The organism is Spiroplasma clarkii, assembly GCF_002795265.1.
GTDB lineage: Bacteria > Bacillota_I > Bacilli_A > Mycoplasmatales > Mycoplasmataceae > Spiroplasma_A > Spiroplasma_A clarkii.
In genome coordinates, this window is record NZ_CP024870.1 from 1 (window position 1) to 17587 (window position 17587).

At 30.1% G+C, this 17587-nt stretch carries 14 protein-coding genes and 1 other RNA gene; all 15 read left to right on the forward strand.

Translation table 4 applies throughout. The features are described from left to right. Positions 1 to 1320 carry a chromosomal replication initiator protein DnaA gene (dnaA, locus tag SCLAR_RS00005; protein WP_100253901.1) on the forward strand — a complete coding sequence of 440 codons (1320 nt, stop codon included), beginning with the start codon at positions 1 to 3 and terminating at the stop codon, positions 1318 to 1320. Between the two features lie 131 nt (positions 1321 to 1451). Then, positions 1452 to 2576, forward strand: coding sequence for a DNA polymerase III subunit beta (gene dnaN / locus SCLAR_RS00010; RefSeq protein WP_100253902.1), 1125 nt, complete (start codon positions 1452 to 1454; stop codon positions 2574 to 2576). 24 nt (positions 2577 to 2600) lie between these two features. After that, positions 2601 to 4502, forward strand: a complete 1902-nt coding sequence (gene gyrB, locus SCLAR_RS00015; RefSeq protein ID WP_100253903.1) for a DNA topoisomerase (ATP-hydrolyzing) subunit B — start codon at positions 2601 to 2603, stop codon at positions 4500 to 4502. A gap of 20 nt (positions 4503 to 4522) precedes the next feature. Next, a complete protein-coding gene (gene gyrA, locus SCLAR_RS00020; protein WP_100253904.1) occupies positions 4523 to 6958 on the forward strand; it encodes a DNA topoisomerase (ATP-hydrolyzing) subunit A in 2436 nt (811 codons plus the stop codon). 3 nt (positions 6959 to 6961) lie between these two features. Continuing rightward, entirely contained in the window at positions 6962 to 8224 is a 1263-nt protein-coding gene (gene serS, locus SCLAR_RS00025; protein WP_100253905.1) for a serine--tRNA ligase, read from the forward strand. Between the two features lie 117 nt (positions 8225 to 8341). After that, positions 8342 to 8439: signal recognition particle sRNA small type (ffs, locus tag SCLAR_RS00030), an RNA gene on the forward strand. Between the two features lie 10 nt (positions 8440 to 8449). After that, positions 8450 to 8878 carry a deaminase gene (locus tag SCLAR_RS00035; RefSeq protein WP_100253906.1) on the forward strand — a complete coding sequence of 143 codons (429 nt, stop codon included), beginning with the start codon at positions 8450 to 8452 and terminating at the stop codon, positions 8876 to 8878. Positions 8879 to 8905: 27 nt separating this feature from the next. Then, positions 8906 to 10813, forward strand: coding sequence for a DNA polymerase III subunit gamma/tau (gene dnaX / locus SCLAR_RS00040; RefSeq protein ID WP_100253907.1), 1908 nt, complete (start codon positions 8906 to 8908; stop codon positions 10811 to 10813). Positions 10814 to 10815: 2 nt separating this feature from the next. Then, complete coding sequence (locus tag SCLAR_RS00045; protein WP_100253908.1) at positions 10816 to 11394, forward strand: toprim domain-containing protein; 579 nt, start codon at positions 10816 to 10818, stop codon at positions 11392 to 11394. 4 nt (positions 11395 to 11398) lie between these two features. Then, positions 11399 to 12040 (forward strand): dTMP kinase, encoded by a 642-nt coding sequence (gene tmk / locus SCLAR_RS00050; protein ID WP_100253909.1) that lies wholly within the window; start codon positions 11399 to 11401, stop codon positions 12038 to 12040. Then, positions 12009 to 12785 carry a hypothetical protein gene (locus SCLAR_RS00055; protein WP_100253910.1) on the forward strand — a complete coding sequence of 259 codons (777 nt, stop codon included), beginning with the start codon at positions 12009 to 12011 and terminating at the stop codon, positions 12783 to 12785. The genes tmk and SCLAR_RS00055 overlap by 32 nt, the downstream gene beginning before the upstream one ends. Then, positions 12776 to 13501, forward strand: a complete 726-nt coding sequence (locus SCLAR_RS00060; RefSeq protein ID WP_100253911.1) for a tRNA1(Val) (adenine(37)-N6)-methyltransferase — start codon at positions 12776 to 12778, stop codon at positions 13499 to 13501. Before SCLAR_RS00055 ends, SCLAR_RS00060 begins: the two co-directional genes overlap by 10 nt. Further along, the gene (gene tilS / locus SCLAR_RS00065; RefSeq protein ID WP_157795109.1) at positions 13494 to 14648 is read left to right on the forward strand and encodes a tRNA lysidine(34) synthetase TilS; all 1155 of its coding nucleotides are present in this window, start codon (positions 13494 to 13496) and stop codon (positions 14646 to 14648) included. Before SCLAR_RS00060 ends, tilS begins: the two co-directional genes overlap by 8 nt. A gap of 40 nt (positions 14649 to 14688) precedes the next feature. Beyond that, positions 14689 to 16590, forward strand: a complete 1902-nt coding sequence (gene ftsH / locus SCLAR_RS00070; RefSeq protein WP_100253913.1) for an ATP-dependent zinc metalloprotease FtsH — start codon at positions 14689 to 14691, stop codon at positions 16588 to 16590. 118 nt (positions 16591 to 16708) lie between these two features. Then, positions 16709 to 17578, forward strand: a complete 870-nt coding sequence (locus SCLAR_RS00075) for an Hsp33 family molecular chaperone HslO (protein WP_100253914.1) — start codon at positions 16709 to 16711, stop codon at positions 17576 to 17578. Positions 17579 to 17587 lie beyond the last annotated feature (9 nt).

Here is a 17587-nt window from a genome sequence, read left to right on the forward strand (position 1 = left end):
ATGAAAGAAACAAACTTAATAAAAGAATTAAAACAGTGATTCATTTCATCAGATTTAATTACTCCTGAAGAATATAATGATTATATTAAGGATGCAAAAATTGAAACTGTTAATGATAGTGATTTTGAAATGATAGTAAATTCAAACTTAGCAAAATCACTCTTATTAAATATCAAAAAAGAAATTGAAAATGGATTTTCAAAAATTGTTGGACATTCTGTAAAAGTTGTTTTGATGCACACTGATGAGCACAAAAACAAAGTAGCTTTTGATTCAATAAAAGATAATAACAAAATAAATAGTTTTTCAAAATTTACCTTTGATAACTATGTTTCTGGAGCAAGTAATAAAAATGCTATTAAAGCAGCACATGATATTGTTGAAAAACCAGGAACAGTTTGAAACCCATTATTTATTCATGGTGAATCTGGTTTAGGTAAAACCCACTTGCTTGGAGCTATTTATAATAGTTTAATAGCAAAATATCCAGGAATTTCGGTGCGTTATATGACTTCTGTTGATTTTAGAAAAGAGGTTGTGGGTTCACTAAATGCAGGTTATGAAAAAATTGAAGAAGTGAAACATAATTTAGCTGATCTACAAGTTTTATTACTTGATGATATTCAGTTTTTAGCAAATAGTTCAAAAACAAATGAAATCTTTTTTAATGTATTTAATCAACTAATTGAAAAAAATGCCCAAATTGTTTTAACTTCTGATAAAGCACCTGAAAAACTTAATGGTTTTGATGTGCGTTTAGTTTCGCGATTCTCACAGGGTTTAAAAGTAAAATTAGAATCTTTAGATACTCAAATAAAACATGAAATTATCAAATTTAAAGCAAGTGTTGCTAAAATCAAACTTTCTGACTCGGCAGTTTCTTATATTGCAAGTTGTCATGCAAATGACGTTCGTAGAATTGAAGGATCAATTAACATGATTTCCTTTGTTTTTTTAGAACAAGGGGATAAAGTTTTAGATTATGATGATATTTTTGAAATATTAAAAGACAGCGTTTATGCACCCGGAAGTGAATTAACTGCTCAAAAAATTAAAGACGTTGTTGCAGATAAATATGGGGTTACTTCAACTCAACTTGAAGGAAAATCTCGAATTCAAACTGTTGCAAATCCAAGACATCTAGCTATGTATTTAATAAGTGATTTATTAAAAATGAATCAATCAGAAATTGGGAGTATTTTTGGTTCAAGAGATCATTCAACTGTGACTCATGCCATCAATAAAATTGAAACAAACATTAAGGCTGATAAAAAATTTAAAGATTTAGTAACAAAATTGAAAAAGGAAATTACTTCTTAGGCGTATTATTCTTACTAATAAAATGTTATTATAATTCTAGGTTAGTCTATTATTTATGGTGTTTGTGGTTGTTTTCCACTTTTCCACACCATAATAATAAAAAATAATTTTAATATAATTGGGGTGAATATATGTTTTTTAAAATTGAACGAAATTTTTTAATTGAAGAATTAACAAAATGTAATCGTATTATTGATAATAAATCAGTGTTGTCTTATTCAATGGGTATTTTCGTTGAATGTGATGGTGATTGTGTTTCTTTTTCTTCAATGAATAGTATCATGAATATTAAAAGTAAAGTTTTTTCTGGGCAAGGTGGTTTAGAGTTTAAAGATACTGGTAATTTTTTAATTAGAGGTAAATATATTTTAGAGATCTTAAAAAGAATGGATGATGCTTATGTTTCAATTTCAAAAATTGATGATAATTTAATTTCTTTATATGGGGATAGGTCTGAATTTTCTTTAAACATTTTAGATGATAGTGGTTTTCCAACTGTTGCTTTTAAAGAAAGAGGACAAATTGCTAGTGTTGAAACTGAAGAGTTCAAAAAAGCTTTGGCTCAAACAATTATTTCTGTTAATGAGTCAAACCAAAAACTAGTTTTAACTGGGATAAATTTAAATGCAGCTGGGGAAAGTTTGTTTGTAACTGGAACAGATGGTTTTAGAGTTTCAAGAAAAGAAATTTATTTACATGAAAAAACTAATGAACATATTAATACCAACATTCCTTACAAAACTATTTTAGAGATCCAAAAATTATTAATGGATAAAGGTGTTTGCAAAATTAGTTTAATGGACAACACTTGTTGTTTTACAATAGGAAATACTTTAATTCAAACAAGTGTTTTAGAAGGTCAATACCCAAATGTGGAAGTAGTTTTCCCCGATGACTTTGCTACCAAAATAATTGTGGAAAATAAAAAAATTAGTAAACTAATTTCAAGAGCTGACATTCCAAGTGATGAAGCCAGCGCCACTGTTGTTAACATGATGATTGAGGGAGACAAAATGATCATCAAATCAAACATTCAACAAATTGCAAGTTTCGAAGAAGAATTTAAAGAATATTCATTAGAAGGAATTGAAGAGCAAAACATTTATTTAAATCCCAGGTTTTTATTAGATGCATTAAGAACCTTTGAAGCAAAAACAATTGAGATTCAGCTTCTTGATGAAAAAAAACCAATTGTTATTTGTTCTGAAGAGGAGAAAACATTAAAACAAGTTATTTTACCAATGTCTTCAAATTAAAAATGGAAAGCAGGGATTATACTAATGGACAATAAATATGGAGCAAATCAGATTCAGGTTCTTGAAGGACTAGAAGCAGTTAGAAAAAGACCGGGGATGTATATTGGTAATACAAATAAAAATGGATTACATCACTTGGTTTGAGAAATTTTGGACAACTCTGTTGATGAAGCATTAGCAGGTTTTTGTAATGAAGTAACTATTGTCATCACTCAAAATGAAGAAATAATTGTTAAAGATAACGGTAGAGGGATTCCTATTGATATTCACCCAAAAACAAACAAAACAACTTTAGAAACAATTTTTACTGTTCTACATGCTGGGGGAAAATTTGATGAATCTACTTACAAAATTTCAGGTGGTTTACATGGGGTTGGAGCATCTGTTGTCAATGCTTTGTCTTTGCATGTTGAAGCTATGGTTTGCCGAGACAATAAAATCTATTATCAAAAATTTTATAATGGTGGTAGTGAAGCAACTCCAATCAAAGAAATTGGTGTAAGTGATGTTAATGGGACACTAATAAAATTCAAACCTGATCCAACTATTTTTAAAGAGACTGTAGAATTTGATTTTAGAGTTATTCGTTCAAAAATTAAGCAGCTAGCATTTTTAAACAAAGGTTTAAAAATTAATTTATATGATGAGAGAAATGATAAACAAATCACATATATTTTTGAAGATGGAATCAAAGATTATATTAAAGAAATTAATAGTGGGAAAGAAAAAATTAATAATGAAATTTTTTATATAATTGATAAATATGAAGGTATTGAAGTTGAAGCATCAATTCAATACAATGACACTTATGATGAAACCCTATTTTCATTTTGTAATAATATTTACACAAGTGAGGGTGGATCACATGAAGAAGGTTTTAAAAATGCTTTACTAAAAGCATTGAACAACTATACAAATGAACTTAAAAATTTCAAAGGTAATAAATTTGTTTATGATGACATCAAAGAAGGTTTATGTGGAGTTGTTTCAATTAAGCACCGAGACCCATTATATGAAGGACAAACCAAAGCAAAATTGTCAAACCCAGATGCTCGTGAAGCCACTAGTAATGTTGTGTTTGAATCATTTAAAGAATTCCTTTTAAAAAATCCAACAGATGGGAAAAAAATAATTGAAAAAATAATGATCTCTCAAAAAGCCCGAAAAGCAGCTCAAAGAGCAAGAGAGGACACTCGTAGAAAATCAGCAATTGATAACTTTTCTTTACCTGGAAAACTTGCAGACTGTGAATCAAAAAGTGCTGCAGAAGCAGAACTATATTTAGTCGAAGGGGATTCAGCTGGAGGTAGTGCTAAAACTGGAAGAAACCGAAAAAACCAAGCAATTTTATCACTTAGAGGTAAAGTCCTTAATGTTGAAAAAGTTAAACAAGCAAGAGCTTTTGAAAATAATGAAATTCAATCAATAATTGCTGCAATTGGTACAGGTGTGAAAAAAAACCTAGAGCTAAATAAAATTAGATATAATAAAATAATTATTATGACTGATGCTGATGTTGATGGAGCCCACATTAGAATATTGTTGCTAACTTTTTTTTATAGATACATGAAAGAATTAATTAATAATGGCAATATCTATATTGCTCAACCCCCACTTTATAAAATTAGTGATGGTAAAAAAAATACTGACTATGCATATTCAGATGCAGAACTAGAAAAATTAAAACAAAACAAATATAAGGATATAAAATATACAATTCAAAGATATAAAGGATTAGGTGAAATGGACCCAATTCAATTGTGAGAAACCACAATGGATCCAGAGCGTAGAACTATGATACAAGTTAAGGTTGAGGACGCTTTTTTAGCCAATGAAGTTTTATCAAGTCTAATGGGAGAAAATCCTGAAATGAGGAAAAATTTTATTACTGAGAATGCACAATTTGTTGAAAGTATTGATGTTTAGTATAACTGGAGGAAGAAAAAATGGCAGACAATAATAAATTAGAGAAAATTATAGAAGTTGATTTTAAAGCAGAAGTTGAAAAAGATTTTTTAGAATACTCTATGAGTGTTATTGTTAGTCGTGCTTTACCAGATTTAAAAGATGGACTAAAACCAGTTCACCGAAGAATTATTTATGCAATGAATGATTTAAAAATCACTGCAGACACACCACATAAAAAATCTGCTCGTATTGTTGGGGAAGTTATTGGTAAATACCACCCACATGGAGATAGTTCAGTTTATGAAGCTATGGTAAGAATGTCTCAGGATTTTTCATATCGTTACCCATTAGTTGAAGGTCATGGAAACTTTGGATCCATCGATGGAGATGGAGCTGCTGCTATGAGATATACAGAAGCCAGACTTGCAAAAATATCAAATATGTTGTTAAAAGATATTGATATGGAAACAGTCCCTTTTGTTGATAATTATGATGCTTCAGAAAGAGAACCAAAACATTTAACAGGCTATTTCCCAAATCTTTTAGTAAATGGAGCCACTGGAATTGCAGTTGGTATGGCAACAAACATTCCACCACATAATTTGCGTGAAGTTATTGCAGCCATTAGAGCTTACATTAGTGACGCCAACATTTCAATTAAAGAAATTTTAACATACATAAAAGGGCCTGATTTTCCTACTGGTGCTTTAATGACCAATGGTAAAACCATGGTTGATGGTTATGAAACAGGAAGAGGAAATTTAACTTTAAGAGCTAAGATTGAAATTGAAGAAAATAATAAAAAACAAAGAATTGTCATTAGTGAAATTCCCTACCAAACCAACAAAGCAAAAATAGTTGAAAAAATTGCTGAACTTTATAAAGAAAAAACCATTGTGGGAATTTCAGACATTAGGGATGAATCAAACTATGAAGGAATCAGAGTTGTTTTAGAGTTAGCAAATGCTGCAAATGCTCAGTTAATTATTAAAAGACTTTACAAATATACAAGCCTACAAACAAATTTTACAATTAATATGTTAGCTTTAAATAATGGTATTCCCCAAGTTCTTAACATTAAAGATATTATTCGCTTGTATGTAAAACACCAAATTGAAATGATTTTAAAAAGATCTATTTTTGAAAAAAACAAATTGGATGCAAGATTACATATTCTAAAAGCTATCAGAATTGCCATAGACAATATTGATGAAGTTATAAAAATTATTAAAGAATCAAAAACAACTGAACTTGCCCACCAAAACCTAAATAAAAAATTTGGGTTTGATGAAAAACAATCAAAAGCAATTTTAGACATGAGATTGCAAAGACTGGTTGGTTTAGAAATTGAAAAAATTGATAATGAAATTCAAACCACTGAAGCTAGAATTTTAGAATTAATTAAAATTATTAATTCTAAAGAAGAACAAAATATAATTTTAGTTAATCAACTGCAAGAAATTGCAGATAAATATGGTGATGACCGCCGCACCCAAATAATCCAAGTTGAACAAACAGTAATTGATGATGAAGAACTAATTCAAAACCAAAAAATGATTTTAACTTTAAGTGAAGATGGGTACTTGCGTCGTTTAAACAATGAAGACTTTAAAGCTCAAAAACGTGGTGGAAAAGGAATTATTATTAACTCATATCCAGAAGACAATATTATTATTTCAAGAATTGGTAAAACCAAAGACGACGTTTTATTTTTCTCAGATCAAGGAAAAGTTTATAAAGTTAAGGGGTATTCAATCACACAATTTTCAAGAACGTCGAGAGGGATGCCAATCATCAATTTCATTGGAATAAGTTCAAGTGAAAAAATTACTTCAATCTTATCAATGAAAAATAAAGGCAATAAATTTAAGTACTTAGCTTTTGTAACTTCAAATGGAATTGTAAAAAAAGTTGATATCAATGAATTTGAAAGAATAAATAATTTTGGAAAAATTGCAATCAATCTAGATAACAAAGATACCTTAAGAACAGTAATTCCAACTACTGGAAAAGATCATATTTTAATTGCATCCAAAAGAGGAAAAATAATCAAAATAAATGAAAATGAATTTAGACCAATGTCTCGTTCTTCAAGAGGAGTCAAAGGAATAACTTTAGATAAAGAAGACAAAGTAATGTCAGCACTTTCTGATTATAACAACGACAGCATTGCCACAATCTCAGAACTAGGAATTATTAAAAAAACACTTATAAGTGAATATAACCCAATTAGGAGAGGTTCAAAAGGAATTGCTGTAATGAAGCTAAATGAGAAAACAGGTAAGTTTAAAGCAATTCATGCAATCAGAGACACAGATGAAATTATAATGATTTCATCTCAAGGTAAAATTATTAAAATTCACTCTTCAGAAATAAAACAACAATCAAGAAACTCATCAGGAGTTATTGGATTTAATTTAGATGAAAATGAATATATCACAACTTCATCAGTTGAATATAACAAAGGAGGCTAACACATGTTAGACATTAACCGTATTGAAACAGACTTTGAAAAAGTGTGTCGTCAATTAAACACACGTCAAAAAGATTACACCAAAGATCTAAAAGATATTTTAGAATTAAATAGTAAACGTAAAGAATTAACAAAAATTGTTGAAGAGATGAAAGCACAAAAAAATAAATTTTCAAAAGAAATTGGAACTCTTGCACGTCAAAACAAAAAAGCAGAAATTGAAATTGCAAAAAAACAAGTATCTGAAATTTCTGGAAAAATTGATAAATTGGATGAAGAACTAAAAGTTATTAATGAAGATATTTATAAAAAGAACTTACAACTACCAAACATACCTAATGATAATATGCCTGTTGGTAAAGATGAAAATGATAATGTAGAAATTAGAAAGTGAGTTAAAAAAGATTTTAGAAAAACAAATATCCCCCATTGAGATATTGCAACCAGATTAAATCTTGTTGACTTCGAATTAGGAGCAAAAATATCAGGAACAAGGTTTTTGGCTTATACTGAAAACGGAGCAATTATGGTAAGGGCAATTGCAGATATTTTATTAAAACGCCATAAAAAACATGGATATAAAGAAATGATGTTGCCGCTTCTTGTTAATGAAGAAAACATGCTAGGAACAGGTCAACTTCCAAAATTTGAAGATGACGCATATAAAATTGATAATCAATTTTTAATTCCAACATCAGAAGTTTCATTAACAAACATTGTGCGAGGAGAAATTGTAGATACCAAAAAATTACCAATGTATTTAACATCATTCAGTCAATGTTTTCGAAGAGAAGCTGGAAGTGCTGGAAGAGACACAAAGGGAATGATAAGGCTGCATCAATTTAATAAAGTTGAAATGGTTAAAATTTGTGAACCAAAAGATTCATATGATGAACTAGAGAAAATGGTTCAAGATGCAGAAGACTGTTTACAGTTATTTAATTTACCTTATCGAGTTGTAGAATTATGTAGTGGTGATGTTGGCTTTGCATCTCAAAAAACATATGATCTAGAGGTTTGATTCCCAAATCAAAGTAAGTTTAGAGAAATCTCATCATGTTCGAATTGTGGAGATTTTCAAGCCAGAAGAATGGGAGCAAGATTTAAAAATACTGAAGGTAAAACCCAATTCCTAAATACACTAAATGGATCTGGGTTAGCAATTGACAGGTTGTTTGCAGCAATCTTAGAAAACCATTTTGATGGTACCAAGCTACATCTCCCCGAAGCTTTAAAACCTTATTTTGATAATAATGATTATCTATAATATTTAACGTTTCACGTGAAACGTTTTTTATTTGTATTTTTAAATCCCAACCGTGTTTCACGTGAAACAAAGATGATATTTTAATTTCCTGAGAAAAATATAGTTTTTATGATATTATAAGTATGTCATTGTAAGGGTGACGTTCGAAACTGGTCAGGACCGGAAGGTAGCAGCCATAAGAATCCAGTGCCTTGTACAATGACTTTTTTATTTTGAGAGGTATTTATGAACAGTGAAATATTACAAAAAATAATCTTAGAAATTAAAAAATGTAATAAGTCTAAGGACGTTCCTGTTGCAGCAATACTAGTGGACAAAAATAACAAGATTGTCGCTGTTGGCAAAAACAACAGAGAAAGAAAAAAATGTATTTTAGGCCATGCAGAAATAAAGGTAATTAATAAAATATTTAAAAAAACTAAATCGAAAAATCTTGCAGAGTACAAAATGTATGTTTCATTGAAACCCTGTCTTTTGTGTATTGCTGCAATTGAACAGAGCCACATTACTGAAGTTCACTATTTTTTAGAGAACATAAAATGTGACTACTGAAGATTCAAAACAAAGATAAATTTTTTTAAAGAAACTGATGGGACAGGAATTTTAGAAAAAGAGCTTAAACTTTTCTTTAAAAATTTAAGAAATAAAATGTAAAATATATTTGATTAGAGGTGCAAAAACATGGAGAACAAAAAATCATTATATAGACAGTACCGACCAAAAAACCTTGATGAGGTTGCTGGTCATGAAGGAATTAAAGAGATTTTAATTTCAGAAATCAAAAATAGCAACTTCCCTCACGCACTTCTATTTTCTGGACAAAGAGGAACAGGAAAAACATCAATTGCTAAAATAATGGCAAAAACAATTAACTGTGAAAACCTACAAGGTTATAACCCTTGTGAAGAATGTAACAGCTGCAAAGAGTTTAACAAGAATGCCCACGCCGACATTTTTGAAATGGATGCTGCTTCAAATAATGGAGTTGATGAGATCAGAAATATCAAGATGAATGTTTCAACAATGCCGGTAATGTCAAAATATAAAGTTTATATAATTGATGAGGTTCATATGTTAACAAACTCTGCATTTAATGCATTGTTAAAAACTTTAGAAGAGCCACCAACACATGTGGTTTTTATTTTGGCAACAACAGAATTTTCAAAAATTCCTGAGACAATCATCTCTAGATGTCAGCTATTCAATTTCAAAGGTATTACAAAAAACGCATTAGAAAAACGAATTAGCCAAGTTTGTGAAAAAGAAGGAATGTCAATTAACAACGAAGCCCTTGAAGAAATTTTTTATATGTCAGATGGATCACTAAGAGATGCCCTTAATTATTTAGAGCAAACAATGGTAATTACAAATTCAGAGATAACAAGTGAAGATTTAAAAAAAGTTTTTTATATAACAACCAAGAAAGACAAACTAGTTTTAGTTAACAAAGTTTTTGAAAAAGACGCAAAAGAAATCATCAACTTTTTTGAAACAGCAAATGACCAAGGTATTGATTTCCAAGTAACAACTTTAGGAATAATTGATATTTTAAAAGAAATCATAACTTTTAAAATGACAAAAAATTCAGAGCTTTTAAAGTTGTTATCTTATGAAGAAGCAAAACAGTTTGACCAAGTTGAACTAAAAAATGTTTTCAATTTTGTTGATAACATAATTGATGCTTATACAAAATCAAAGAATTCAAATGTTAACTATCAATACATTCTTATAAACATGCTAAAAACAATCAAGGATATTGAAACACCTATAAGTGTTGTTAAAATTGACAACTCTTTTGTTGATGAAAAACAAGAAGTTGTTGTAGAAACAAACAATTTTAAGATAGATGAAGTTGAACCAAAGCATTCTTTTGAAACTAATCAAAGTTGCACAAATGTTCATCATGATGAAACTACACAAACACTTGAGCAACCAATCAACAATAGCGAACCAGAGATTAAGAACTTTTATGAAAATAAAGTTGAACCAGAGATTAGTGATGAACCAATTATTCACAACTTTGCAGACAAAACAATTAATAATTCAGAGACTGAATTTGTCAGCCAAATGGTTTTGATGAACCAAGAAATGAAAGATCAAAAATTCAATTTTAAAATTTCAAGTGAAAAAATTCTTGAAGTTATTGCAACCGCATCAAAAGAAGACCGCATTATGGTTGAGGACAAATTTAAGGAAGTTAATGCAAATCCACAATTAAAAAACAACCAGCTATTTTTACCATTCATAGATTCTAAAGTAAAAGCATCAAACAAAGAATGTTTTGTGATTGTTCCAGATATTGACGAGGTTTCAAAATGAATAAATTGAAAAATGCAAAATAAGGATTATCGTGATAACCTCTCTGAGTTTTTAGGATTTAAAAAAATTATTATCTGTATTACCAAAGAACAATGACAACAGTTAAAAAATGAATTTATGTTTCGCAAATCTCAAAATACATTGCCAACAACTTCAACAATTACCGATGAGGAAAATTATTATCACAGTATAGTTGTGCCTGAAAATGTTGATGACATTACAAAAAAAGTTGTTTCAATTTTTGGGGAAGACGTTAAAGTGGTGGATTAGTGATGAATGAAATTATTGAAATTTTAAAAGAATTTGAGGGTATTGGCACAAAGGCAGCCAAAAAAATCTTTTTTGAAATTCTGACAAATCAATCCAAAAAAGATAAACTTATCAAAGTCATATCTGAAATCAGCGAGAAATTTAGTTTTTGTGAAAGATGTTTTTATTATAAGAAAGAAAACTACTGTGACTTTTGTGATCAAAAAAAACGCAACCAAAACCAAATGTGTGTTGTCTCTTATTTAACTGACGCTCAAAAAATATCGGAAAGCAATTATAATGGTCTAATTCATGTTTTGAATGGTGAAATTAACTTACCTAAAAATATTCAACCTGAAAATTTAAAAATAGCACAGTTGTTTGATAGAATAAGTACAGACATGGAAATCATCCTAGCACTTAATTTGACATTTGAAGGTGAAGTAACCGCAAATTATTTAGGAGCTAGATTGAAAAGCAAATGCAAAAACATCACAAGAATTGCCCGCGGAATTCCTCTTGGAGGTGTATTGGATTACATTGATAACGATACAATTGATGATGCGATATTGAACAGAAAATCAATAAAAGAAGAGGAGTAGATTTATGATATTCATTACACTTGAGGGTATTGACGGCTCAGGAAAAACAACAATTGCAAAAATGTTAAAAGACAGCATGACCCAAAAAGGTTTTAAGGTTTTATTGACCAGAGAACCCGGGGGGGAACCGCTGGCTGAAAAAATTCGTCATATGATTTTAGATCATGAGAGTCAACCAACCCACTGAACTGAAACATTATTATACATTGCAGCAAGAAAACAACATTTGGATAAAATCATTGTTCCTGCTTTAAAAAGCGGAACCCTAGTTATTTGTGACCGCTTTATGGATTCCACTTCAGCATATCAAGGACATGCCCGCAATATTGGGATGGCAGATGTTGATGAGGTTCAAAATATTGTTCTTGGATCAACAAAACCTGACTTAACAATATTTTTTGATATCACACCAAATGAGGCACAAGCCCGATTAATTAATAGAAAAAGAGCTGTCGACCGTATTGAAAAAGAAAAAAGTAATTTCCACAATGCAGTTTATGAAGGTTATCAAATTTTAATTTCTGAACATTCAGACCGCATTAAAGTTGTTGATGCTCGCAAGACAATTCAAGAAGTATTAACTCAAGTTGAGTTTCTAGTTGAAAACACAATTAATGAAAGAATTAATAGAAAAAATGCAAGATAGCAAAATTATCACTTACTTTAATGAGTTGTTAACTAATGGGCAGATGTTTCACTCAACAATCTTTTCTTGTAATAATCAAACACAGTTAGAAAACATTGTTGAGGAAATTATCAGAATGACAATTTGTGAAAACCACGCCATAAAAAACGATGGCTGTGCTTTGTGTTGCAAATTTGAAAAAAACAACCTACTAAATTTAATCAGAATTGGTGACGGAGTTAATTTAATTAAAAAAGAAAGTGTCAATGAATTGATTACAAGTTTTTCTTCATCAACATTTGAACAATCTTCATTAAAAGTATACTTGATTAAAAACGTTGAGAATCTAACAGAAACGGCAGCCAATGCAATCTTGAAGCTTCTTGAAGAACCACCAACAGGCGTATTTGCATTTTTATTAACTAATGACAGAAACCAAATTATTTCAACCATTAAGTCAAGATGCAAAACAATCATGGTTGAAGAGCGCGTTGTAGATTTAGATATTGACCTAGAGTTACTAGACTTAATTCAAAATAATAAAAAAAATGAAGCCCTATTGTATTCAGAAAATTTTAAAAGAAAAGACAAGAAAGAACAAATTGAAATTTTAAATCAAATTTATAAAAAAGAAATCTTAACAAACCGCCAAGAGGTAGCCGAATTTTTCTTAGACACAATTTTAGAAATTAAAAGATCCAGTTATACAAATTTAATTATTGAGAATTTTTTCATTAAAATTTTTGAGGCCCCAATATGAAAGTAGTCAACAATGTATTAAATTACAAAAATCTCAAGATTTTACAGGAAACAGAAATGTTTTCTTTTTCCCTTGATTCAATTTTGCTAGCTAGATTTTATACACCAAAAAAAAGTGATAAATTGATTTGTGATTTTGGAACCAACAATGGCATCATCCCTTTAATTCTTTCTTGTTACACAAATGATGATTCAAAAATTATTGGTGTGGAAATAAATACAGAAGCTGCAGCACTAGCTAAAGAAAATTTAGAACTTAATAAATTAACTAATAAAGTTGAAATTGTAAATGAAGACATTAAAGAATTTATTAAAAACAAAAATAATTTTTTTGATGTAGTTTATTCTAACCCTCCATTTTTTAAAGTGAATGAAGAGCCGAACCTAAATTCAAATCCTAAGTTATCAACTGCCAGACATGAACTAACAATCACATTAGATCAACTGGTTTATGCTGCAAAGGTTGGACTTAAAAATGGTGGAAGGTTTCTATTAATCCACTTAGCTGAAAGATTGGATGAGATAATTTTCGTACTAAAGAAACATAATTTTGCTGTGAAAAGGATCGAAGTGATTTATTCAAAAGCAGATCAAGATGCAAAAAAAGTTTTAATTGAAGCAATTAATGATGGCAATCAAGGTTTGAAATTTTTAAAACCACTAATCATTCACAACCCAGATGGTACTTACACTCCAGAAGCAGAGGAACTTTTTCATGACTAAATTTAGTATTTGTAATAAAAAGAAATATGTTGTTGGTTTTTCTGGTGGACCTGATAGTTTGTTTTTGCTAGACAATCTTGTTAGAAAAGTTAATGCCAAAAACATTGTGGCTTGTCATGTCAATTATAACTACCGAGTTGATGCTAAAAATGATCAACAAATTTGTGAGAACTATTGTCAAGAAAAAAAGATAAAACTTTATATCAAAGTTATTGAGCAAGATTATTCAAAACTTAAAAGTAATTTTGAAAGTTGGGCTCGCCAAGTCAGGTATAATTTTTTTAAAGAAATACTAGCAGAGACCGGTTTTGATAAAGTTCTTATTGCTCACAATTTGAATGATGACATTGAAACCTACTTAATGCAAAAAAACAAAAATAGTTTAGTGGATTATTTTGGAATAAAAAAACAAAGTCTAGTTAATGAAATGCAAATATACAGACCAATTATTGGATTCAAAAAAAGTGAAATTCTGGACTATTTGCAGCAAAATAATCTGGTATATGCAGTAGATTCAACAAACACAGACATAAAATTTAAAAGAAATGCCATCAGAAAAAACCTTAAAGAAGCAGATTTTGATGAATTACTTGTAAAAAAGGCCATAGATAATAAAAGAATTAAAAATCTTGTTAAAAAGACCAACAATTTAGAACCTCAAAATTTTTACTCAATTGATAATTTTAGTGGAGATAAAGAACAAGCTCAAAGATTTTTATTTAAGATTATTCAAAATTTGAATCTTGAAACAAATTTCTATTCAAGAAAAAAACAAACTCTAAAAGAAATTATAAATCAATTGAATTCTGACAAGAGTTATATTAAAATTTTAATTGGAGAGTTGTTAATTATTAAAGATCGCCAAAACGTTCATTTTCTAAATAAGAACATGGTTTTAGTTATCAATAAAAAAATATGTGAACTAACCAAACAAGAAAAGGATTTTTTTAATCATATAGATTTAACAAGTTATAACAGCAATCTTTATGTTTCAAATGATTGAGAACATCTAAAAAATTCTCTTACATATGAAAACAAAAAGCTGAGCAAACTTTATAAAAAGGCAAAAACAAGCTATTTTGAAAGGTTTTTTAAACCTATTGTTTTTGACAAAACAAATAAAATAATCTTAAATAATTTATTTTAAAATGATAAAATTAAACTATTGTCTTAGAAAAGGTGAAACAATGAAAAACAAAAAGAAATTCTGGATCATTTTAATCCTATTTGTGGCCCTAATTATTTTGGTCTATGCAATATTCCAGTTTAGAAGTGGTTCAATTGTCACTTGACCAAGCGGAGGAATTGACTATGATAGCAACTGGTCAAGTATACAAGGTAGCATCACCGCAAATCAAGTAACCAATAATGCCTATTTAGTAACAGGAGTTTTCCTACAAGGTGATAGACTACTTAACTTTAAGCAAGTCTTAACCTTTGAACAATTTGCGGAATTCCAAAAAACAGTAGGGGCAACTGTTTACATAACATACCAAACTACATCAATTTGATTGTCATTAGCAACTAGTTTGTTACCAATGGTTTTACTTATTGCAGTCTACTTTTGAGCAATTTCAGCAATGACAAAAGGTGGCGGAATGGGTGGCGGAATGTTTGGACAAAACAAACAAAGACCTCGTGAAACCAAGTCAGATGTTAAGTTTATTGATGTTGCTGGAATCAATGAAGAAAAACAAGAACTTGTTGAAGTTGTTGACTATTTAAAAAACCCAAATAAATATGCTCAAATGGGAGCTAGAGTTCCCAAGGGAGTGCTAATGGAAGGGCCCCCAGGAACAGGGAAAACTTTACTAGCAAAAGCTGTTGCTGGAGAAGCTGGAGTGGCATTCTTTACAATGGCTGGTTCAGAATTTGAAGAAATGTTTGTGGGATTAGGTGCAAGTAGAGTTAGAGATCTATTTGCAGATGCTAAAAAAGCTGCACCATGTATTATCTTTATTGATGAAATTGATGCAGTTGGTAGAAAACGTAATGCCTCAATGGGTACAGGAACAACTGAACAAACCTTAAACCAACTATTAGTTGAAATGGATGGTTTCGGAACCAACTCAGGGGTTATTGTTATGGCAGCAACCAATAGGGTTGATGTTCTTGACCCTGCTTTATTAAGACCTGGGCGTTTTGATAGAACTATTCAAATCTCTCTACCCGATATTCGTGAAAGAGAAGATATTTTAAAACTACATGCTCGCAACAAAACTGTTTCACCTGAAATTGAGTGAACTAGAATTGCAGAAAGAACACCAGGGTTTTCTGGTGCTCAACTCGAAAACGTTTTAAATGAAGCTGCAATTTTAGTGGTTAGAGATAAAAGAAAAATGATAACAATTCATGACATTGATGAAGCAATCGACAGAGTTGTTGGTGGACCAGCTAAAAAATCAAGAGCTATGACAGTTCAAGACAAACAAATTGTTTCATACCATGAAGCTGGTCATGCCTTGATTGGGTTAAAATTAGACTCAGCTTCAAAAGTTCAAAAAGTTACAATTATTCCTCGTGGTAATGCTGGGGGATACACAATTATGACTCCAAAAGATGAATCAAACTTTTCTTCAATTGATGATCTAAGAGCTTCAATTGCGGGATACCTTGGAGGTCGTGCTGCAGAAGAAATTAAATTTGGTAAACAAAAAGTAACCACTGGAGCACATGATGATTTAGATAAAGCTACAAACATTGCTCGCCGAATGGTTACACAATTTGGGATGTCAAAACTTGGTTTAACAAAGTTTGTAACAATGCAAGAAGAAGCTTATGGACAAACCAAGGGTGTTTATTCAGATGAAGTAGCTGCAAAAATTGATCAAGAAATTGCAACAATTCTTGATGATAGTTACAAAATTGCTGTTCAAACAATTAAAGATAACTTGAGTCTGCTTGAACTAATTGCAGAGTCTCTAAGAATTTTAGAAACAATTACTGCAGAGCAAATTGACTACATCAATAAAAATATGAAACTTCCTGACATTGTGGTTAAAGAGAAAAAACGCCGTGATGCAGAAATTAAAAAAAGAGAATCAGGAGAAATTCTTGAAATTGAACCTGATGATGACGATGATAAATAGTTCAAAGCATTTTAGTTGAGTTTATTTAAACCAACCAAAAATGCTTTTTTCTTATTAAAGTGTGCACTTTTAGATTAAAAAAAGTATAATAAATAAGTAAATTTGAGGGGGAAAAACAATGGACATGCAAATTAGAGCAATCAGCGAAAAGAATAATATTAAGATGGCAGTTGTTGATATCACTGAATCACTAGCAGAAATAGTGAAATTACAAGGAACCAATCCATTAACAAGTGTGGCACTAGGAAGGGCTTTAATTAATAATGCTTTAATTAGTTTGAGTTTGAAAGATGGTAACAAAATGACCACAAACCTAAATGGAATGGGTTTTGCAGGAACAATTATTACAGAATTCCAAAACAACACAATAAGAGGTTATGTTGAAAATCCTGATTTTGATGCAACACAAATTTCAGAAGAAAAAGGAGATGGCAGCCCCTTGTCACAGACAGTGGGAACAAACGGTTTTTTACAAGTTTCACGTTATGATCAAGATAAAAAAGAGCCCTATACTTCAAGAGTTGAATTAATTTCAGGAGAAATTAATTTAGATTATATGTATTATCTCCAAAAATCAGACCAAATCCACTCATTAATCACTTCTACAGTTGAAATTGATGATAAGGGCGGCATCGAAAAAGCTGTTGGAATTATTATTCAATTATTACCAGGATACACCGAAGAAAACATTAGCTTTATCGAAGAAAAGGTAGGGTCAATTGACTACCTTAAAAAGATTTTGATTGAAACCACAAATTATGAAGCACTATTAAAAGATATTGCTCAAGATGCCAAGGTTTTGGGTGTGGCTGAATTAAAATTTGAATGTACTTGCAATGAAAACAAAGTTATGGATTCAGTAAAAATGCTGGGTGTTGAGGAAATCACAAAAGCCTATGAACATGGCGAAGAAGTTGAAGTGGTTTGTGATTTTTGCAAGAAAAAATACATAATCAATCCTGAAAAATTAAAAACATTAATTAATTAAAGATGCTAT